The sequence below is a fragment of the Pantoea sp. EA-12 genome, from assembly GCF_030053355.1.
Classification (GTDB): Bacteria; Pseudomonadota; Gammaproteobacteria; order Enterobacterales; family Enterobacteriaceae; genus Pantoea; species Pantoea vagans_C.
Window position 1 is genome coordinate 18,740 of sequence record NZ_JASGBY010000013.1, and the last position, 19,705, is coordinate 38,444.

The 19,705-nt window shown below is 53.6% G+C and carries 15 protein-coding genes; 7 read left to right on the forward strand and 8 right to left on the reverse strand.

Going from position 1 to position 19,705, the window contains the following annotated elements:
• Positions 1 to 10: 10 nt before the first annotated feature.
• Entirely contained in the window at positions 11 to 1,924 is a 1,914-nt protein-coding gene (locus QMZ30_RS18455; RefSeq protein WP_283228509.1) for an ABC transporter ATP-binding protein, read from the reverse strand.
• Between the two features lie 5 nt (positions 1,925 to 1,929).
• Positions 1,930 to 4,047: a bifunctional 23S rRNA (guanine(2069)-N(7))-methyltransferase RlmK/23S rRNA (guanine(2445)-N(2))-methyltransferase RlmL gene (rlmKL, locus tag QMZ30_RS18460; protein ID WP_283228510.1), complete on the reverse strand. Its 2,118-nt coding sequence runs from the start codon at positions 4,045 to 4,047 to the stop codon at positions 1,930 to 1,932.
• Positions 4,048 to 4,144: 97 nt separating this feature from the next.
• On the opposite strand from rlmKL, the gene QMZ30_RS18465 reads away from it, so the two are divergent.
• Entirely contained in the window at positions 4,145 to 5,254 is a 1,110-nt protein-coding gene (locus tag QMZ30_RS18465) for a YcbX family protein (RefSeq protein WP_283228511.1), read from the forward strand.
• A gap of 4 nt (positions 5,255 to 5,258) precedes the next feature.
• On the opposite strand, the gene QMZ30_RS18470 is transcribed toward QMZ30_RS18465, so the two are convergent.
• From QMZ30_RS18470 to QMZ30_RS18490, 5 genes are all read right to left on the reverse strand, one after another.
• A complete protein-coding gene (locus tag QMZ30_RS18470) occupies positions 5,259 to 5,801 on the reverse strand; it encodes a cell division protein ZapC (RefSeq protein ID WP_283228512.1) in 543 nt (180 codons plus the stop codon).
• 150 nt (positions 5,802 to 5,951) lie between these two features.
• Positions 5,952 to 6,962, reverse strand: a complete 1,011-nt coding sequence (gene pyrD / locus QMZ30_RS18475) for a quinone-dependent dihydroorotate dehydrogenase (RefSeq protein ID WP_283228513.1) — start codon at positions 6,960 to 6,962, stop codon at positions 5,952 to 5,954.
• A gap of 118 nt (positions 6,963 to 7,080) precedes the next feature.
• Positions 7,081 to 8,088: a glycosyltransferase family 2 protein gene (locus QMZ30_RS18480; protein WP_283228514.1), complete on the reverse strand. Its 1,008-nt coding sequence runs from the start codon at positions 8,086 to 8,088 to the stop codon at positions 7,081 to 7,083.
• Complete coding sequence (locus tag QMZ30_RS18485) at positions 8,085 to 9,602, reverse strand: lipopolysaccharide biosynthesis protein (RefSeq protein ID WP_283228515.1); 1,518 nt, start codon at positions 9,600 to 9,602, stop codon at positions 8,085 to 8,087. The genes QMZ30_RS18480 and QMZ30_RS18485 overlap by 4 nt, the downstream gene beginning before the upstream one ends.
• Positions 9,603 to 9,700: 98 nt before the next feature.
• Positions 9,701 to 10,561: a hypothetical protein gene (locus QMZ30_RS18490; protein WP_283228516.1), complete on the reverse strand. Its 861-nt coding sequence runs from the start codon at positions 10,559 to 10,561 to the stop codon at positions 9,701 to 9,703.
• A gap of 714 nt (positions 10,562 to 11,275) precedes the next feature.
• On the opposite strand from QMZ30_RS18490, the gene ssuE reads away from it, so the two are divergent.
• The 5 genes from ssuE to ssuB are packed head-to-tail and all read left to right on the forward strand — an operon-like array spanning position 11,276 to position 15,541.
• The gene (ssuE, locus tag QMZ30_RS18495) at positions 11,276 to 11,827 is read left to right on the forward strand and encodes an NADPH-dependent FMN reductase (RefSeq protein WP_283228517.1); all 552 of its coding nucleotides are present in this window, start codon (positions 11,276 to 11,278) and stop codon (positions 11,825 to 11,827) included.
• A gap of 19 nt (positions 11,828 to 11,846) precedes the next feature.
• Positions 11,847 to 12,797: a sulfonate ABC transporter substrate-binding protein gene (locus QMZ30_RS18500; RefSeq protein ID WP_502921490.1), complete on the forward strand. Its 951-nt coding sequence runs from the start codon at positions 11,847 to 11,849 to the stop codon at positions 12,795 to 12,797.
• Positions 12,798 to 12,808: 11 nt separating this feature from the next.
• Entirely contained in the window at positions 12,809 to 13,954 is a 1,146-nt protein-coding gene (gene ssuD / locus QMZ30_RS18505; protein ID WP_283228519.1) for an FMNH2-dependent alkanesulfonate monooxygenase, read from the forward strand.
• A 10-nt stretch (positions 13,955 to 13,964) separates the two neighbouring features.
• Positions 13,965 to 14,753: an aliphatic sulfonate ABC transporter permease SsuC gene (ssuC, locus tag QMZ30_RS18510; protein ID WP_039328981.1), complete on the forward strand. Its 789-nt coding sequence runs from the start codon at positions 13,965 to 13,967 to the stop codon at positions 14,751 to 14,753.
• On the forward strand, positions 14,750 to 15,541 hold the full coding sequence (ssuB, locus tag QMZ30_RS18515; protein ID WP_283228520.1) for an aliphatic sulfonates ABC transporter ATP-binding protein: 792 nt from the start codon (positions 14,750 to 14,752) through the stop codon (positions 15,539 to 15,541). The genes ssuC and ssuB overlap by 4 nt, the downstream gene beginning before the upstream one ends.
• 63 nt (positions 15,542 to 15,604) lie before the next feature.
• On the opposite strand, the gene pepN is transcribed toward ssuB, so the two are convergent.
• Positions 15,605 to 18,220 (reverse strand): aminopeptidase N, encoded by a 2,616-nt coding sequence (gene pepN / locus QMZ30_RS18520; RefSeq protein WP_283228521.1) that lies wholly within the window; start codon positions 18,218 to 18,220, stop codon positions 15,605 to 15,607.
• A 244-nt stretch (positions 18,221 to 18,464) separates the two neighbouring features.
• Here pepN and pncB point away from each other — a divergent pair, with 244 nt between their 5' ends.
• Entirely contained in the window at positions 18,465 to 19,670 is a 1,206-nt protein-coding gene (gene pncB / locus QMZ30_RS18525) for a nicotinate phosphoribosyltransferase (RefSeq protein ID WP_502921491.1), read from the forward strand.
• Positions 19,671 to 19,705: the final 35 nt, after the last annotated feature.

The following is a 19,705-nucleotide window of genomic DNA, read 5'->3' on the forward strand; positions in this document are numbered from 1 at the left end:
TTCCTCTGTGTTACGCGCCGTTTTTCAACGCTTCTAACTCTTCCCAGCGCTCAAACGCCACTTCCAGCTCTTGTTCGGTTTGCGCTAATGCATCCAGGACAGGCTGGGTTTTATCGTGTGGCTGGCTGAAAAAGTCCGGATGGCTCATTTTCGCCTGCAATTCACCGATACGTGTTTCCAGTTGCTCCAGTTTTTGCGGTAGCTGTTCCAGTTCACGCGTCAGGTTATAGCTTAGCTTGCCTGCGCTACGTTTGGACGCATCGGTTTTTTCGACCGGTTTTGCCGCTGGAGAAGCGCTTTTCACCGCAGACGATTTAGTCTGTTTGTAAGCACTCCGCTGCAGCTGCGCATCATGGTAGCCGCCGACAAAGGCACCGATCTCACCATTACCCTCAAAGATCCAGCACTCAGTGACGGTGTTATCCACGAATTGACGGTCATGACTGACCAGCATCACGGTGCCCTGATAGCCATCCACCAGCTCTTCCAGCAACTCCAGCGTTTCCACGTCGAGGTCGTTGGTCGGTTCATCAAGAATCAGCAGGTTGCTTGGCTTAAGGAACAGACGCGCCAGCAACAGGCGATTACGCTCACCGCCAGACAATGCACGCACCGGCGTCATCGCACGTTTAGGATGGAACAGGAAGTCTTGCAGATAACCCAGCACGTGGCGCGGTTTACCGTTAACCATCACTTCCTGTTTGCCTTCCGCGAGGTTGTCCATCACGGTACGATCCGGGTCCAGTTCAGCACGGTGCTGGTCAAAGTAAGCAATTTCTAACTTGGTGCCACAATGCACGCGGCCGCTGTCGGCTTTAAGCTGATCCAGCATCAGGCGCAGTAAAGTGGTTTTACCGCAGCCGTTCGGACCAATAAGCGCAATTTTATCGCCGCGCTGCACCTGAGTAGAAAAGTCACGCACCAGCGTTTTGCCCTCCACGCTGTAGTTCACATTCTCCAGCTCGAAGACAATTTTACCTGAGCGCGCGGCTTCGCCGACCTGCATATTGGCTTTGCCCATCACATCGCGGCGCTCAGAGCGTTCACGACGCAGCGCCTTCAAAGCACGCACACGGCCTTCGTTACGGGTACGACGCGCTTTGATGCCCTGACGGATCCACACTTCTTCCTGCGCCAGTTTGCGGTCAAACTCAGCGTTCTGCATCTCTTCCACACGCAGCGCTTCTTCTTTACCCAACAGGAACTGATCGTAGTCACCTGGCCAGGAGACCAGTTTGCCGCGATCGAGATCGACAATGCGCGTCGCCATATTGCGGATGAATGAACGGTCATGCGAAATAAACACGATGCTGCCGGTAAAGGTCTTGAGGAACGTCTCCAACCAGTCGATGGTTTCGATATCGAGGTGGTTAGTCGGTTCGTCGAGCATCAACACGCGCGGATTGCTGACCAGCGCACGGCCGAGCGCCGCTTTACGCAGCCATCCGCCGGAGAGTGAAGAAAGCTCGGTATCCGCTTCTAAACCAATCTGCTGCAAGACGTCGTTGATACGGCTGTCCAACTGCCACAGATTCTGGTGATCCAGAATGGTTTGCAGACGCCCCATCTCATTCAGGTTTTTCTCGCTCGGATCCTCCATCACCAGATGGGAAATCGCGTGGTAAGCCTTGAGGTGCTCCGCCTGCTCCGCCACACCTTCAGCAACGAAGTCATAAACCGAACCGGTAATATTGCGGGGAGGATCCTGTTGCAGGCGCGAGACCACCAAATCCTGCTCATAAATAATGCGGCCATCATCCAGCGGTTGTTCACCGTTGATGATTTTCATCAGCGTGGATTTGCCTGCGCCGTTACGGCCGACCAGACAGACACGTTCGCCTTCTTCGATGTGCAGTTCGGTGTTATCCAACAGCGGCGCATCGCTGAAAGAGAGGTAAGCGCCATGGATACTGATCAGTGACATAAAACTTATTCCTTACCGGCGTGGCTAACCAGCCAGCAGTTGTGAATTTGACGATTGCGCGCAAAATCTTGCGACAACGTTTTTTGGGTAATTTCCTGCGCCTGCAGACCCAGACGGGCTAAACCATCGAGATCCATTTTGAAGCCGCGCTTGTTATTAGAGAACATAATGGTCCCACCGCGACGCAGCAGACGTTTCAGATTCTGCATCAGCATCATGTGATCGCGCTGCACGTCGAAATCCTCTTCCATACGTTTGGAGTTAGAGAACGTCGGCGGATCGATGAAGATCAAATCAAACTGCTCGTCACTGTCACGCAGCCAGCTCAGGCAATCCGCGTGCATCAAACGGTGTTGGCGTCCGGTCAGGCCATTAAGACGCAGGTTACGCTCAGCCCACTCCAGATAGGTACGCGACATATCCACTGTGGTGGTGGTTTTTGCCCCACCTAAACCGGCGTGCACACTGGCCGTACCGGTGTAAGCAAACAGGTTAAGGAAATCTTTGCCCGCGCTCATTTTACCCAGCATCTGACGCGCCAGACGGTGGTCGAGGAACAGACCGGTATCCAGATAGTCAGTGAGATTCACCAGCAGACGCGCGTCAAACTCTTGAACTTCGAAGAAGTCACCCTTCTCGCCTAATTTCTGATACTGGTTTTTTCCTTTCTGCCGCTCACGGGTTTTCATCACCAAACGGTTGGCGGGGATCTCCAGCACGCTCAGAGTCGCACTGATGACGTCAAACAGACGCTGGCGCGCTTTATTGGCATCGACCGTTTTAGGCGGTGCATACTCCTGAATCACCACCCACTCACCGTAACGGTCAACCGCCACGTTATATTCTGGCAGGTCGGCATCATACAGGCGATAGCATTCGATGTTGGACTGACGCGCCCACTTCTCCAGCTTCTTCAGGTTTTTGCGCAGACGGTTGGCGAAGTCTTCCGCGATCTGTGCGCTACCTTCACCACTGTTCGCGGCCAGCTGGTAGTTTTTCTGCACGCATTCCAGCGGGCCATTTTTCGCTTTGAACTGGCGATCGGCGCGCAGTTGCAGGCAGCTCAACAGTTCGGGGGAAGCGCTAAACAGCGACAAATTCCAGCCACCAAATTGCTGTTTCATGATACGGCCAAGCAGGCTGTGCAGGGCGATCAGTGCTGGTTCACTTTCCAGACGCTCACCGTAAGGGGGGTTGCTCAGCACCGTGCCCGTCACATCCTGACCCGCCAGCGGATTTTTCAGCTTGATGACATCCTGCTGCGCGAAGGTAAAGAGTTCGAACACCCCTGCACGACGCGCATTAGCACGGGCGGACTCCAGCACACGGCTGTCATTGTCATAACCATAGAAACGGGCAGTCGCGGAAGCGGTACCGATGCGCGCTCGCTCTTTCGCTTCGCTGTGCACTTCCTGCCAGACCGCTTGATTGTGTTTTTTCCAGCGATTAAAGCCCCAATGGGTACGTAACAGGCCTGGTGCGCGATCGGTGGCGATCAATGCGGCTTCCAGCAGTAAGGTGCCGGAACCACACATTGGATCGATCAGCGGCGTGCTGCTCTGCCAGCCTGAGCGCATCACAATGGCGGCGGCCAGCGTTTCTTTCAACGGCGCCGGGCCGGTTTGCTGGCGATAACCACGCTGATGCAGCGCATCGCCACTAAGATCCAACGCGATGCTCACGCGATCTTTATTCAGCCACGCATTAATACGAATGCCCGGCTGTTCACGATCAACGCTTGGACGTTCCAGGTTCTGACGCGTAAAGCTATCTACAATTGCGTCTTTGATGCGCAACGCACCAAACTGGCTGTTGCGGATCACTTCGTTGGTGCCGCTGAAGTGGATAGCAAAACTGGTGTTGCTGTCGAACATCTCGGTCCAGGGGATACTTTGCGCCCCAACATACAGGTCGAGATCGCTCCAGACGCCAAATTCTCCCAGCGGCAGCAAAATACGCGAAGCCAGGCGGCTCCACAGCAGGCTTTGGTACATTACACGGTCGTCGGCTCGGAAGTGGACGCCGCCCTGCACCACCTGCAAATCCTGCGCACCCAGCGCGTCCAGCTCAGTTTTTAACAGCTCTTCGAGCCCACGCGCCGTACTGGCAAACAGAGAATTCATATCGTCACTTTTTACTCTTGCTAAAATTGTTGCGCATTATAGCGAATCAGCGTCCTATGTCATAAAGTTAGCTTCTTTTTGTCTTGTTGGAGTTTTGATGATTACGCTCTCTCGCCTCTACATTCATCCGGTCAAATCCATGCGCGGTTTGCAACTGTCTCATGCTCAGGTGCTGGAGAGCGGTTTAGCGTTTGATCGCATCTTTATGGTGACAGAATTAGACGGGACGTTTATTACCGCCCGGCAGTATCCGGAGATGGTCCGCTTTACCCCAGCGCTGTTGCCCGATGGCTTATTTCTCAATGCGCCCGACGGCAGCCAGGCGCTGATCCGCTTCAGCGATTTCACCGCCCAGCAGGCACCGACTGAAGTGTGGGGCAATACCTTCACTTCACATATCGCGCCTGCAGAGATTAACCAGTGGCTGAGCGGTTTCTTCCCGCGCCCGGTACAGTTGCGCTGGACCGGAATCGCGCCAACCCGCCGGGTGAAACGCTTTGAAAGCGTGCCGCTCAGTTTTGCTGACGGTTTTCCTTTCCTGCTGGTGAATATGTCGTCTTTACAGGATCTCCAGCAACGCTGCCCCGCCAGCGTCCGGGTTGAGCAATTCCGTCCTAATCTGGTGGTCAGTGGTGCCGATGCCTGGGATGAAGACAGCTGGAAAACCCTCAAAATTGGCGATATCACCTTTGAGATGCCCAAGCCCTGTAGCCGCTGCGTGTTCACCACCGTTGGCACCGAAAGCGGACGTAAACACCCTGAGGGCGAACCGCTGGCCACGTTGCAACGCTTCCGCAGCGGCCAGGATGGCAGCGGCGATATCGATTTTGGCTTGAATCTCATCGCGCTGAACAGCGGCGTGATTCGGGTGGGCGATGCCGTCACCATTCTTGAGCGACAGACGCCGCGAGCTTATGGTCCAGGTGAGGTGGTAGAAACGCTGAAGCCGGCCGCCAGCAACCAGGCTGAAGTGACCATTGGCTATCAGGGAAATGCGTTTATCGGTGACAATCAGCAAGTGTTGCTGGAACAGCTGGAGATGCAGGGCTTTCGCATCCCTTACTCCTGTCGTGCCGGGATTTGCGGCAGTTGCAAGGTAACGCTGGTATCTGGCGAAGTAAAAGCGTTGAAGAAAAGTGCAGTGCGTGCAGATGGCACCATTCTCAGCTGCAGCTGTATTCCGGCAGGTGACATCGAACTGGCGTAAGCCTTTAAACAGCTCTCGCCAGGTGGGCCGCTTGTTCCTGCTGGTGAGGATGCAGGCGATCGTTCATAATCTTGATTGCATCGCCTAGCTGCATGCCTTTACCGGCAACCGATAACGCATTTTGTGCCAGCAGGCACAGCGCCGCATTTTCACCGCTCTCAACCACCAGCAACTGCGCCCGCTCTCCGCTGTCCGCTAATGTCACGGCGACCATATCGCCCGCACTGGGCTGCCAGCTTTGCGCATGGCTGGTGAAATGCCAGCTTTTCGGCATAAGAGGTTTGAGAAAACGGCTGGCGACCAAGGCATTTAATACTAATTCGGCACGTTGATCGCCTTTTAATCCACTCTGACGGCAACGTTCTTCAAAAGTAAAATAGAGCGCGGCGTCATCCACACAAAAACCGCTTTCATTAAATGCATCCGGCGTCAGCATTTTACGCGAGAAGCGCGAGCGAAATAACATGCCGTCTGCCAAATCCAGCATCATGCGGTCATGCTCTGCGTCGAAATACCAACGCCAGTTGTCATCAGGTTTAATTTTCATGATGTGCCCTGTAGTTTATCGCTGCGCTAAACGGCGCTTAATTTTAAAAATATGATGCTAAAGAAAAGCTGAAAAGTGCATCAGCAGCACAAAATATAAACGAGCCGAAGGGATAAATAAACCCCCCGGCGCGGGAAAGTGAGAAATGTCTTAGAGGTGGGTCACGATATCTTTAATTAACGTTGGGCCTTTATAAATAAAACCGGAGTATATCTGTACCAAGGTTGCACCGGCGGCGACTTTTTCACGCGCAGAAACCAGTGAATCAATGCCACCCACACCAATAATCGGCAGACGGCCCTGCAGCTCCTGCGACAAGCGGCGGATCACTTCCGTGCTGCGGGATTGCACCGGACGGCCACTTAATCCACCCATTTCGTCAGCATATTTTACGCCCGCCACCAATGCACGATCGAGGGTGGTATTTGTCGCAATCACACCGTCAATTTCATGGCGCACCAAACTGTCGGCAACCTGGATCAATTCTTCTTCTGAAAGATCCGGCGCGATCTTCACCGCCACCGGCACATATTTAAGCTGCCGTTCTTGCAGTTCTTTTTGTTTTAATTTGATCGCAGACAGAAGATCGTCCAGCGCTTCGCCATATTGCAGCGTGCGTAATCCCGGCGTATTCGGTGAGGAAATATTGATGGCAATATAACCAGCATGGGCATACACCTTCTCCATGCAGATCAGATAATCGTCTTTACCCTGCTCTACCGGCGTGTCTTTATTTTTGCCAATATTGATACCGAGGATACCTTTAAAGCGCGCCTTTTTAACGTTCTCGACTAAGTGATCGACACCGTGATTATTAAAGCCCATGCGGTTAATAATCCCTTCCGCTTCCACTAAGCGGAACATGCGCGGCTTATCATTACCCGGTTGTGGGCGTGGCGTGACAGTCCCCACTTCAACAAAACCGAAGCCCATCGCACCGAAAGCATCAATGCACTCCGCATTCTTATCCAGCCCTGCGGCCAGGCCCAGGGCGTTCGGGAAAGTCAGTCCCATGCAACTGACCGGGCGCGATGGCAACGACTGGCGAATCAGCCCTTCCAGCGGGGTACCGCTGATAAAACGTAATTGTTGCAAGGTAAGTTCGTGCGCACGCTCTGGATCAAGCTTAAACAGCGCCGGCCGGACAATAGGATATAACATGCACTCTCCTGAATAGCGGAAGCGAGGGAAGTCGGGTGCACGCAAATTTGTGCGCCAGAATGGTAAAGGCCTCCGGCGCAAAAGTAAATTACTCAACTACATGGCGATTTGATCGGTGTCAGCGACGCGTAGAATAACGTCCAAGTTGAGTGCGGCACGCCTGCAGCCCCAGATAAATTGGCGGGCAATACCACAGCAGTTTGAGGCGCGCACTGTTTCGCAGCACCTTGCTCACAAGTTGATTCACCTGCGGCTGCCATTCGGCCGGGATCACCATGTGGTTTTTTCGTATCTGTGTGAGGCAACCGTGCATCACCGTTTGGTAATAGTTATCGAGCAAAGCTTCATCCAGCGGCAATTGTTGATCGCGCAAAAACTGTTCGCTGCTGTTGCGTGCAATAAAGTAATTTTTCACCCAAGAGAAATCGCGGGTGCTTTGCGACAACGAGCTGAACATAAAGCGTTTGTAGTAATAACTCTGGCTGGTGCAGTAAATACCGCGTGCAAGCATATAAAGCGCGAACATAAACGGTGCGTCTTCGTGGTTCTGAATCGGCAGGAAACGCAAACCAAGTTGGTCGATTAGACGGCGCGAAATAATGCTACTCCATACCACGCGATGTGCCGACTGATACTGCATCAAACTACGCAAACTGGCGCTGCCGCCTGGCAGCAGGCCGTAAACGTGGCGCTGATGAATGGTCTGATAATGGCGCTGTGCAACGGGCACATCGTAAAACATTTTTGCGCCGAAACAGAACAGATCGATTTCTGTATGGCGCGCCTGCACGCGACGAAAATCGGCGAACAGCTCGCTGGATACAAAATCGTCGGCATCCATGAAATAGACAAAGTCGCCAGTGGCCGCCGCCAAACCCTTCATGCGTGCCGCGCTGACGCCATCGCGTTCGCCACTCAGAAGCGTGACTTGCGGATACTGTTCAGCAAAAGCCGTCAACCACGCCACGCTGTTATCGCTTGAGCCATCATCAATAATGATGATCTGTTCGGGCGGCGATGACTGGCGCAGCAGTGAACCCATCGCTTCTGCCAGCCAGGGGGCGCAATTCCAGTTCGGCACAATCACCGATACGGTAGGAACACGACGTGCAGTGATCATGTTCATCCTCTTTCCTCAACGTTAAACAGCGGAACTTTCAGACGCTTCAGCACCACACTGTGCAGCAGGCAGCACACGCCTAAATTGAATAAGCCGATCGCGCCCAACCACAACAGGTTGATCCAGCGGTTTTGATCCCACGTAATTGGCAGGAAAGTGCTCAGCCAAGCGATCAGCGCTGAAACCGCCCAAATCAGCATCACGTCGCGCGTTAACCAGGTAAAATGGATGCCCGGCGCAAAACGGCGGTGTACCAGCCACGCCCATCCCACTAAGTAGAAGATGTTTTGCCCCAGCCACAGCCAGCCGGTGCCCAACGCACCGAAGTGCATAGCGCACCAGATATTAAGCGGCACCAGAATAATGGCAAAGCAGGTGAAACCTTGCATATGCAGCTTGAGGTTGCCGTTGATGTATTGCAGGTGATATAGCAAACCGCAGATCGCCTGAATGCCGCTGCCCAACGCATATAAACTGAGCACAAATGCCATCTCATCGACGATCTGGGTTTTCTGTGTCCATGCCCACAGCAGCGGCCCGGCATAGCAGGCAATAGTCATACTCAGCGGTGCCATAAATATCGACACGGCTTGCGTGGTGTAGCGATAGAGTCTCAGGGATTCAGCATCCCCCTCTTTACGGGTTTTCATACCGGTCATGCGGGGCACTATCGCCTGCATGATCGGGCTACTGAGCAGAAGAATCCCTGTCGCAGCGGTAGCGACCACGGTAAATGAACCGTACTCGCTGAGCGGTAAAGTTTTCGACAGCACCAAACGGTCAATCTGGGAAATAAAGGTCCATACTGCGCTGGAGAAAGCGGCACTCAGTGCGAAGCGTATAAATGGTTTCAGCACCTCTTTCAAATCGTCGCGCTTCTCTTTACGCGCCGCGCTCGGAATAAGCTGGCAAGATTTGTAAATGCAGCACGCCGCTTCGACAATTGACACCAGTAGTTGCCAAATAAAGAACGCCAACACTGGATTAGAGAACAGCTGAATCACCAGAACCGCGCCAAAAGTACGCAGCGTTGTGATAATCAAGTTGACTGCGTTCAGCCATACCTGATGCTCAAAGCCAACAATCACGCTGCGATAGGGGCTGGTGCGCCAGCGAATCGCGGCGGTGATGACCATGATCGCCACACAAATCACCACGTCGTTGGCAGGCAGATGACGCGCATCAAGCCAGTGTGTAGCAATCCACGGCGTCGCCAGCCAACCCAACATCACTAGCACAATAGTTGAAAGCAGGAAAAATTTGGTGAGCGTGTTGAACAGCGCCGGAAACCACACGTACTCTGTCTGATTAGCGCGGTATCGCGCCGCTTCACGCATCAACGTGGTGGAGACGCCAGCATCCAACAATTGTAACCAGGTTAACAAGATCGAAAAGAAACCCACTAAACCGTAGGCTTCCATTCCTAAGTGCTGAATATAAAGTGGTACAACCAAAATACCTGACAGAGTCAGATAGATCTGCCCAACATAGTTGGCAATTGCGTTACGTTTTATAGACATAGGTATTTAGGCATCTGGGTATTAATCTCAGTAGCCTTCAGCGTGACATAAATTTATTCAGCCGCACACAGGAGTTATTCTTAAAATTAACTCTGGCGCTAAGCTCCAGGTTTTTTCCTCATCTTCATTAATAAAAAATAGATGTCCGGTTGTTTCAACATCAGTTTTTCCATCGAATTGCGTGCGGGAAAGCTTGCGGAAAAGTACGTTATGGCGTGCCGCACATTATTAGAGAATTTCCCGGCGGTGTTCAACTCTTGCTGAACCAACTGGAGTAAACCATTGCGCAAATAAGTTTCGCGATAGTGTTTTCGCTCCGGGATATAGTGTGATAAACGGGTGATTTTTTCATAATCAGTAATAAATTGTTGATAGGAAAATGGCGACTGATCCTGTAATGACGTCTTCATTGCCATTTCGCTGGCGTAATCGAGCAGCCAAACCGATTGTGTATTCAGCAAACCCACCAACATCACATCCTGTACGCTTTGCAGCGGCTCGGCCAGTTTGGCTATACCGGAACGAAGCACCACGGCGAATGCACCCTGCTGCCACCACTGCTTCTCCTGCAATTGTTGAAACAACTGTGATGAGCCATGTAAACCATTCGCCAGCTCACGGGTAGCCAGCGAAATGATGAAGCAATTCAGCTCCGGTCGCTGGTCGCTAAGCTTCGCGATATCCTGCAATAAACTGGCTGGCAATGTGCCACACTCGGCGCTAAACAGTACGAAGTCATCTTCTGCAGGCGCGCCGTGCGGAAAAGTGGGTAGCAACGACGCGCACAATCCGTTATTCCCCGCATCGGCCTGCAACCAATAACTCACCAGCTGAGGATCGGCCACATCAGGTGATGAATCACGGGCATAAGAAGCAGATGTGGCCCGCACTTCAGTAGAAGACTGAGCCAGTGAAGTTCTTCCCATATTCCTCTCCCCAACGTAATAAGGTTGACGCAATGGCGTCACTTGCCACACCAGGTGGCGTAAATGAAAAAGAAAATTTCGTTATCGATATTTAGCGGAATTAAACTCAACCGATTATAAACAGGCATGAAATGATAATTCCAACGTAGCCAGGCCAGATAACTGGGATCAGACTCTCAATTGTTCAATACGACTACAGAAAAGGGAGAATCGTGTCATATAAATACCCAATAATTGTAAGCAGAATAAAATATAATTTGTAAGACTGTTAACCTTTGATGTATCCAACACCCTTTAATTGCCCGCTAAAAAGCCACGCTATGATAGAGTCGAAAACCGTTTCCCTGGCGATATTCCGAATCTGCGCATTTCCAAAAAACATCAAACTCATTTTTATACTTTATTTTCAGACGTTACCCTGACAATGGGGTTGCGATTTAAAAATGTTTAAGGATGTATCGGTGGTTACACCTCTAATTTAACCATGCATCATATTTTTTAATCATTGATTGCAGTTTTTACCCGGTGCGGCTTAATTGAAATGCATCTATTGCAAAGTACTTTTAGGAATAAACCTAACTTTTTCTGTCGCTCATCGCCCCCTCCCTTGTATGCCTGGCGTAATCCCACTTCGCGACTAAAGATTTCCGGATAAATCATTTAAGCCTCGCAGGCTGCTCTGCCAGTATTGAACACATCAGTTCTCAATATCAGATAATTAATAACTTTCAGTTATAAGGAGTGACCATGCGGGTTATTACGCTGGCGGGCAGCCCTCGCTTCCCTTCACGCTCTACGGCACTGCTCAGCCTGTGCCAACACGCGCTGGAAACACGCGGTGTTGAGGTGATTCCATGGAATATTCACAACTTTCAGCCGGAGGACCTCCTGTATGCACGCTTTGATTCCCCCGCACTGGCGGCACTTAAAGCCGATCTGGCGATCGCCGATGGCCTGATTGTCGCCACGCCCATTTATAAAGCCTCGTTTTCTGGCGCGTTGAAAACGCTGCTCGACTTGCTGCCGGAACGAGCCCTGGAACATAAAGTGGTGCTGCCACTGGCCAGCGGTGGCAGTGCTTCGCATTTACTGGCGGTGGATTATGCCCTCAAGCCGGTGCTTAACGCCCTTAAAGCGCAGGAAGTACTGCACGGCGTATTTGCCACCGACGGTCAGATTCTACATTACGACCGCCAACCAGAACTGGACCAACAACTGGCCGATCGCATTGATGATGCCTTGGATACCTTCTGGCATGCGTTGCATCGTCGCCATCAACCCTATGCTCACGCGGTTTAAAGGAAGAACAATGAAAAGGATGTTTACGGGCTTACTGTTACCGGCATTTGCCGCGCTCTTTTCTTTGAGCGGCAGTGCTGGCGCGTCTGATACCCCAGACCAGTTGCGCATTGGCTATCAGAAGGGTTCCGTCAGTATGGTGCTGGCCAAATCACACCAACTGCTGGAGCAGCGTTTCCCGCATACCAAAATTAAATGGATCGAATTTCCAGCGGGACCGCAGATGTTGGAAGCCCTGAATGTCGACAGCATTGATGTGGGCAGCACCGGCGATATCCCACCGCTGTTCGCGCAGGCTGCAGGCGCCGATCTGCTGTATGTCGGTTCGGAGCCACCCAAGCCGCAAGCGGAAGTGATTCTGGTGCCGAAGGATAGCCCGATCAAAACCGTTGCCGACCTGAAAGGCCATAAAGTGGCGTTCCAGAAAGGTTCCAGCTCGCACAATCTGCTGCTACGCGCACTGGAGCAGGCTGGGCTGAGTTTTAAAGACATCCAACCGACTTATCTGACCCCTGCCGATGCCCGCGCCGCTTTCCAGCAAGGCGATGTGGATGCCTGGGCGATTTGGGATCCTTATTACTCTGCCGCACTGCTGCAAGGCAATGTGCGGGTCCTGGTGGATGGCAGCAAGCTCAATCAAACCGGCTCCTTCTATTTAGCCACGCGCAAATACGCGCAAGCTAATGGCCCTTTTGTGCAACAGGTATTGCAGGCATTTAGTGATGCCGATGCACTCACTCGCAGCCAACGTGACCAAAGCATCGACTTGCTAGCGCAAGCCATGGGCTTACCGAAGCCGGTGATTGCCAGCTACCTCGACCACCGTCCACCGACAACCATCACGCCGGTCAGCGCCCACACCGCGCAGGCCCAACAGCAAACGGCCGATCTGTTTTACGCCAACCATTTGATGCCGGTAAAAGTGAATATCGCTGACCGTATCTGGCATCCACAATCGGCCCAGCCATAAGGAATTGAATCATGAGCGTATCCGTATTCTGGTTTCTCCCGACCCACGGTGATGGGCACTACCTCGGCACCGCAGAAGGCTCACGTCCTGTAGACCACGGCTATCTGCAGCAAATTGCACAGGCCGCCGATCGCCTCGGTTTTGGTGGCGTACTGATCCCTACTGGCCGCTCCTGTGAAGATGCATGGCTGGTGGCGGCGTCACTGATTCCGGTGACACAGCGTCTGCGCTTCCTGGTGGCGTTACGTCCTGGCGTGATTTCCCCCACGCAAGCGGCACGCCAGGCTGCAACGCTGGATCGTCTATCCAATGGCCGCGCACTGTTTAACCTGGTAACCGGTGGCGATCCCGAAGAACTGGCGGGTGATGGCGTGTTCCTCGATCACCGTGAACGTTATGAAGAGTCCGCTGAGTTCACCCGCGTATGGCGTCGTGTTTCCGAGGGCGAGACGGTGGATTACGAGGGCAAACACGTCAAGGTGCGTGGTGCGCGTTTGATGTTTAAACCGGTGCAGCAACCCCGTCCGCCACTGTGGTTTGGCGGTTCGTCAGACGCTGCCCAGGATCTCGCCGCAGAACAGGTCGATGTCTATCTCACCTGGGGTGAGCCTCCGGCATTAGTGAAAGAAAAAATTGACCAGGTGCGGGCCAAAGCCGCCGCACAGGGCCGCAAAGTGCGTTTCGGTATTCGCTTGCACGTGATTGTGCGCGAAACCAATGAAGAGGCATGGCAGGCGGCCGATCGTCTGATTGCCCACCTCGATGATGCCACCATTGCCAAAGCGCAGGCTGCCTTTGCCCGCACCGATTCCGTCGGCCAGCAGCGTATGGCTGCGCTGCATGGCGGCCGCCGTGACAAGCTGGAGATCAGTCCGAATCTGTGGGCCGGTGTCGGTTTAGTGCGTGGCGGAGCCGGTACCGCGCTGGTGGGTGATGGCCGCACCGTGGCGGCGCGCATGCAGGAGTATCAGGACTTAGGCATTGAGACTTTTATTCTCTCGGGCTATCCGCATCTCGAAGAGGCTTATCGTGTCGGCGAACTGCTGTTCCCGCATCTTGATTTAGCCATCCCGGAAGTGCCGAAGCCACGCGTAGTGCAGGCACACGGTGAAGCGGTGGCGAATGATTTCACACCACAGAAAGTGTCACAGAGTTAAGGAGTTGATGATGGCAAAGATACAAAAACAGCTGACGAATGCCCTGCTCCCCTGGGCGCTGCCGGTACTGCTGATTGTGGTGTGGCAACTCGCTTCACAAGTGGGTTGGCTGTCAACCCGCATCCTTCCGTCCCCGGAAAACATCATCATTACGTTCTGGAAGCTGACCGTTAGCGGAGAGTTATGGCAAAACCTGGCAATCAGCGGCTGGCGTGCCGCCATTGGTTTCGCCATCGGCGGATCGATTGGTTTGATTCTCGGGCTGATAACCGGCACATCACGCGTGGGCGAACGTTTACTGGATACCTCGGTGCAGATGCTGCGCAACGTGCCGCATCTGGCTCTGATTCCGCTGGTGATCCTGTGGTTCGGCATTGATGAATCGGCCAAAATTTTCCTGGTGGCATTAGGCACACTGTTCCCGATCTACCTCAACACCTATCACGGCATTCGCAATATTGATCGGGGTCTGGTGGAGATGGCGCGTAGTTATGGTCTTTCCGGCTGGAGCCTGTTTATCCAGGTGATCTTGCCCGGCGCCCTGCCTTCCATCATGGTCGGTGTCCGCTTTGCTCTTGGGCTGATGTGGTTGACGCTGATTGTTGCCGAAACCATCTCTGCCAACTCCGGCATTGGTTATCTGGCGATGAATGCCCGTGAATTCCTGCAAACCGATGTGGTGGTAGTTGCCATCATTCTCTATGCGCTGCTCGGCAAGCTGGCCGATGTTGCTGCCCAACTGCTGGAGCGCGTATGGCTGCGCTGGCATCCGGCTTACCAATTAAAGGAGAACGCATGAGCAACGTAACTTTGAGCCCGTCGCGCCTGAACAGCGGCACCCCAGTGGGTGTGAACGGTGTCAGTAAGCAATACGGCGATCGCACCATTTTGAATAACATCGACCTGCATATTCCAGCAGGCCAGTTTGTCGCCGTGGTTGGCCGCAGTGGCTGCGGTAAAAGTACCCTGCTGCGTCTGCTTGCCGGGCTGGAGTCCTCCACCCGTGGCGAGTTACTGGCAGGAACTGCGCCGCTGGCTCAGGCGCGTGAAGATACCCGTTTGATGTTCCAGGATGCCCGCCTGCTGCCGTGGAAAAAGGTGATTGATAATGTTGGTCTGGGTTTAAAAGGGCGTGAATGGCGCGCTGCCGCGCTGGAAGCGCTGGATGCCGTTGGCCTTGCCGATCGTGCCAATGAGTGGCCCGCTGCGCTCTCAGGTGGACAAAAACAGCGTGTGGCACTGGCGCGTGCGCTGATTCATCGTCCGGGGTTGCTGCTGCTGGATGAACCGCTGGGCGCACTGGATGCCCTGACGCGTATCGAGATGCAGGGATTGATCGAGTCGCTGTGGCAACAGCATAACTTCACCGTGCTGCTGGTCACGCATGATGTGAGCGAAGCAGTGGCCATGGCCGATCGTGTACTGCTAATAGAAGAGGGCCAAATTGGCCTGGATTTAACCATGGATCTGGCGCGTCCACGTCGCCGTGGTTCGGCGCGTCTGGCCGAGTTAGAAGCGGAAGTTTTGGATCGCGTGATGAAACGCAGTACTTCCGAACAACCGCTGAAATTCGCGCAACAGCGTTAAGAGAAAAGCGCGATAAATCGCACCGCTACAGATTGGTGCATACCCTGTAGCGGCGCAATTTTATCAGGCATTCAACGCCTTGGTGATCTTCTCATACAGATCGCCCGACAGTTTATCCAGTCCTTTCAGAGTCTCCAGTGCCTTGCGCATCAGTGCCTGGCGCTCAGCATCATAGCGTTTCAGGCGAATCAACGGCTCGATCATACGCGCCGCCACTTGCGGGTTACGCGTGTTGAGATCGGTCAGCATCTCCACCAGGAACTGATAGCCACTGCCATCTTTAGCGTGGAACGCGGCTGGATTACCCGCAGCAAAAGCGCCAATCAGCGAACGAATACGGTTCGGGTTGCCCATGGTGAAGGAGCGGTGGTTGAGCAATTCGCGCACCTTATTCAGCACGTCATCGGCTGGGCTGGTGGCCTGCAGCACAAACCATTTGTCCATCACCAGACCATCCTGATGCCAGCGCTCATCGTACGCCGCCAGCAACGCGTCACGGCAAGGCAATTGCGCCGCCACCGCCGCTGAAAGCGCCGCCAGTGCATCCGTCATGTTATTCGCCTGCAGATACTGCGCCTGCACCAGCTTATCGGCCTGCTCCGCATCTGCGAAGGCCAGATAGCTCAGACAAACATTTTTCAGCGAGCGCTTACCGATTTCCGCATGCTCAATATGGTACGCCTGGCTCTGATTCGCCAGATACACCGCATAGAGTTCATCACTCAACTCCGTGGCCAGCGCATGGACTAACGCCGCACGTACTGCCGAGATCGCCTGCGGATCAATCACCTCAAATAGTTCGGCGATTTCGTTCTCTGAAGGCAGTGACAGAATCAGCGCCGTCAATGCCGGATCGCCCTGCTCATCCAGCAACACGGCACGGAAGGCATCCGCGACATGCAACGGCAATGACAACGGTTGTCCCTGCTGATGGCGCGCCACGTTCAGACGAATATAAGTGGCCAGCAGGCTCTGTGCCGCATCCCAGCGTGAGAAATCATTGCGTGCGTGACGCATCAGGAAGGTGAGCTGTGCATCGCTCCATTTATAGTCGAGCTTCACCGGAGCCGAGAATTCACGCAGCAATGAAGGTACCGGCTGGAAGTGGACGTTATCGAAGATAAAGGTCTGGAACTCTTCCGTGACACTTAATACGTGATGTACCGGATGACCATTGTGCTGCAGCGGAATCACTTTGCCTTCGTTATCGTACAGTTCAATATCCAGCGGAATGTGCAGCGGTAATTTCTCTTTTTGTTCAGCAGTCGCCGGGGTGCGCTGCGTCACGTGCAAGGTGTATTGCTCCAGTTCCGGGTTATAGTCATCGCGTACTGTCAGCACTGGCGTCCCCGCCTGGCTGTACCAGCGGCGGAACTGCGACAGATCGACGTTAGAGGCATCTTCCATCGCCTGGACAAAATCGTCACAGGTTGCTGCGCTGCCATCATGGCGCTCAAAGTAGAGCTGCATGCCTTTCTGGAAGTTTTCCTCACCCAGCAAGGTGTGCATCATGCGAATCACTTCTGAACCCTTCTCGTAAACGGTCAGGGTGTAGAAGTTGTTCATCTCAATCACCTGATCCGGGCGGATCGGGTGTGCCATTGGACTGGCGTCTTCAGCAAACTGCGCACCGCGCATCACGCGCACGTTATCAATGCGGTTCACCGCGCGTGAACCCAGGTCCGAACTGAACTCCTGATCGCGGAACACGGTCAGCCCCTCTTTCAGGCTGAGCTGGAACCAGTCACGGCAGGTAACACGGTTACCGGTCCAGTTATGGAAATACTCATGCCCGATCACCGCCTCAATGCCGAGATAGTCTTTATCCGTCGCGGTTTCCGCTTTCGCCAGCACATATTTGGAGTTGAAGACATTAAGGCCTTTGTTCTCCATTGCGCCCATGTTGAAGAAATCCACGGCGACGATCATGAAGATGTCGAGATCGTATTCAAGGTTAAAGCGCTCTTCATCCCATTTCATGCTGGCTTTTAACGAGGTCATTGCCCAGTCAGCACGATCAAGGTTGCCGCGATCGACAAAGATCTCCAGCGCCACATTACGGCCTGAACGGGTGGTAAAACTGTCTCGCAGCACATCGAAGTCACCTGCTACCAGTGCAAACAGGTAGCAGGGTTTCGGGAACGGATCCTGCCATTTCACCCAGTGGCGGCCATTTTCATGCTGTCCACTCTCCAGCTTGTTGCCGTTAGACAGTAAGAACGGATAAGTCGCGGCATCGGCAATGATGGTGGTGGTAAAGCGCGCCAGCACATCAGGACGATCCAGATACCAGGTGATATGGCGGAAGCCTTCGGCCTCACACTGGGTACAGAGCGCATCACCCGATTTGTACAACCCTTCCAGCGCGGTGTTCTTGTCTGGATGAATGTCATTAATAATGGTCAGCGTAAAGTTGTCCGGCAGTTGGCTGATCACCAGTGCCCCTTCCTCTTCACGGTAGTGCGGCCATGGCTGCCCTTCTACCGCCAGCGACACCAGCGTGAGGTCTTCGCCATCCAGACGCAGTTCGGCATCCGCAGCGCCAAGGCGCTTCACCTGGCTTACCGCAGTGACGCGCGTGCTGGCAGCATCCAGATCAAAGGTTAAATCGATATCGGTGATGGTGAAATCTGGCGCACGATAGTCGTGGCGATATTTAATTTGCGGCTGTTGCGTCATAAGTCCTTCTCGCATCGTTGAATTATCTACCCGTCAAAGTCTAAGCGGGTTGCGCCTTCGTTGCCACGCACAATGCGTGCCTTCACTGAAAAGGCTACAATTCATTAACAATGGCACAAATGACCCTCGACCTGCCACCCGCAATTATGGTGTGATCCCGGTCATTACTGTTTTATACTCCTGCGTCTTTATGACTTTGTTGACACCGGGCTCTGCTCCGCGGAAGAGGATGCTGAAACGCACCATGACTGGACACGCTTCCCCGATTTTGACCACGCTGCTTGATACCGATGCGTATAAGCTTCACATGCAGCAGGCCGTTTATCATCGTTATTACGATGTCCCGGTTACGGCAGAATTTCGCTGTCGCGGCGATGAATTGCTCGGCCAGTATGCCGACGAGATTCGCGCACAGATCGATACCCTGCAATCTCTCGCCCTGAGCGACGATGAATATAATTACCTCAGTGGCTTACCTTTCTTTGAAACCGATTACCTCAACTGGCTACGCCAATTCCGCTTCGATCCTGCGCAGGTTAAGGTGCGTAATGATAATGGACGCCTGACGATTCAGATCAGCGGACCGTGGCGTGAAGTGATTTTATGGGAAGTGCCGCTGCTGGCACTGATCAGTGAAGTGGTGCACCGCCATCGCACGCCGCAAATGGGCGTTGATCAAGCGGTCACACATTTGCAGCAGAAGCTGGTGGATTTCCGTCAGCAGGTGGGTGAGCTGGATATGTCACGCTTCCAACTGATGGATTTCGGCACTCGTCGCCGCTACTCCAAAGCGGTGCAGGAAGCGATTGTCAGCACCCTGAAAGCCGATTTCCCCTGGTTAGTGGGCACCAGCAATTACGATCTGGCCCGCCGCTTACAGCTCAATCCGGTGGGTACCCAGGCACATGAGTGGTTCCAGGCTCATCAGCAGATCAGCCCCGTGTTGGCGAACAGCCAACGTGCCGCGCTGCAATCCTGGCTGGATGAGTATGATGACCAACTGGGTATCGCCCTCACTGACTGTATTACCATGGATGCCTTCCTGCGTGATTTTGGGCCAGGCTTCGCGCACCGTTATCAGGGGCTGCGCCATGACTCCGGAGACCCGGTGGAATGGGGTGAAAAGGCCATCGCACATTATCAGCGCCTGGATATTGACCCGAAAAGCAAAACGCTGGTGTTCTCCGATAACCTGAATCTGGATAAAGCCTTGGCGTTATATCGTCACTTTGGCCAGCGCGCCAACGTGGTGTTCGGTATCGGCACGCGCCTGACCTGCGATATTCCCGGCGTTACGCCGCTGAATATCGTGATCAAACTGGTGAGCTGCAATGGCAAACCAGTGGCAAAACTCTCGGATAGCCCCGGCAAAACCATCTGCCAGGATAAAGCCTTTGTCCGTGCACTGCGCAAAGCTTTCGACCTTCCACTGGTTAAAAGAGCCAGCTGATCACCAATGCAGGGTGCTCGCACCCTGCTCTCTTG

What these genes read in the sequence shown, in the direction of transcription:
- rlmKL (WP_283228510.1), bottom strand. Translation starts at nt 4,047, where the DNA reads ATGAATTCTCTGTTTGCCAGTACGGCGCGTGGGCTCGAAGAGCTGTTA.
- ssuE (WP_283228517.1), top strand. Translation starts at nt 11,276, where the DNA reads ATGCGGGTTATTACGCTGGCGGGCAGCCCTCGCTTCCCTTCACGCTCT.
- QMZ30_RS18465 (WP_283228511.1), top strand. Translation starts at nt 4,145, where the DNA reads ATGATTACGCTCTCTCGCCTCTACATTCATCCGGTCAAATCCATGCGC.
- ssuC (WP_039328981.1), top strand. Translation starts at nt 13,965, where the DNA reads ATGGCAAAGATACAAAAACAGCTGACGAATGCCCTGCTCCCCTGGGCG.
- ssuB (WP_283228520.1), top strand. Translation starts at nt 14,750, where the DNA reads ATGAGCAACGTAACTTTGAGCCCGTCGCGCCTGAACAGCGGCACCCCA.
- QMZ30_RS18470 (WP_283228512.1), bottom strand. Translation starts at nt 5,801, where the DNA reads ATGAAAATTAAACCTGATGACAACTGGCGTTGGTATTTCGACGCAGAG.
- pyrD (WP_283228513.1), bottom strand. Translation starts at nt 6,962, where the DNA reads ATGTTATATCCTATTGTCCGGCCGGCGCTGTTTAAGCTTGATCCAGAG.
- QMZ30_RS18455 (WP_283228509.1), bottom strand. Translation starts at nt 1,924, where the DNA reads ATGTCACTGATCAGTATCCATGGCGCTTACCTCTCTTTCAGCGATGCG.
- QMZ30_RS18485 (WP_283228515.1), bottom strand. Translation starts at nt 9,602, where the DNA reads ATGTCTATAAAACGTAACGCAATTGCCAACTATGTTGGGCAGATCTAT.
- QMZ30_RS18500 (WP_502921490.1), top strand. Translation starts at nt 11,847, where the DNA reads ATGTTTACGGGCTTACTGTTACCGGCATTTGCCGCGCTCTTTTCTTTG.
- pepN (WP_283228521.1), bottom strand. Translation starts at nt 18,220, where the DNA reads ATGACGCAACAGCCGCAAATTAAATATCGCCACGACTATCGTGCGCCA.
- QMZ30_RS18480 (WP_283228514.1), bottom strand. Translation starts at nt 8,088, where the DNA reads ATGAACATGATCACTGCACGTCGTGTTCCTACCGTATCGGTGATTGTG.
- pncB (WP_502921491.1), top strand. Translation starts at nt 18,465, where the DNA reads ATGACTGGACACGCTTCCCCGATTTTGACCACGCTGCTTGATACCGAT.
- ssuD (WP_283228519.1), top strand. Translation starts at nt 12,809, where the DNA reads ATGAGCGTATCCGTATTCTGGTTTCTCCCGACCCACGGTGATGGGCAC.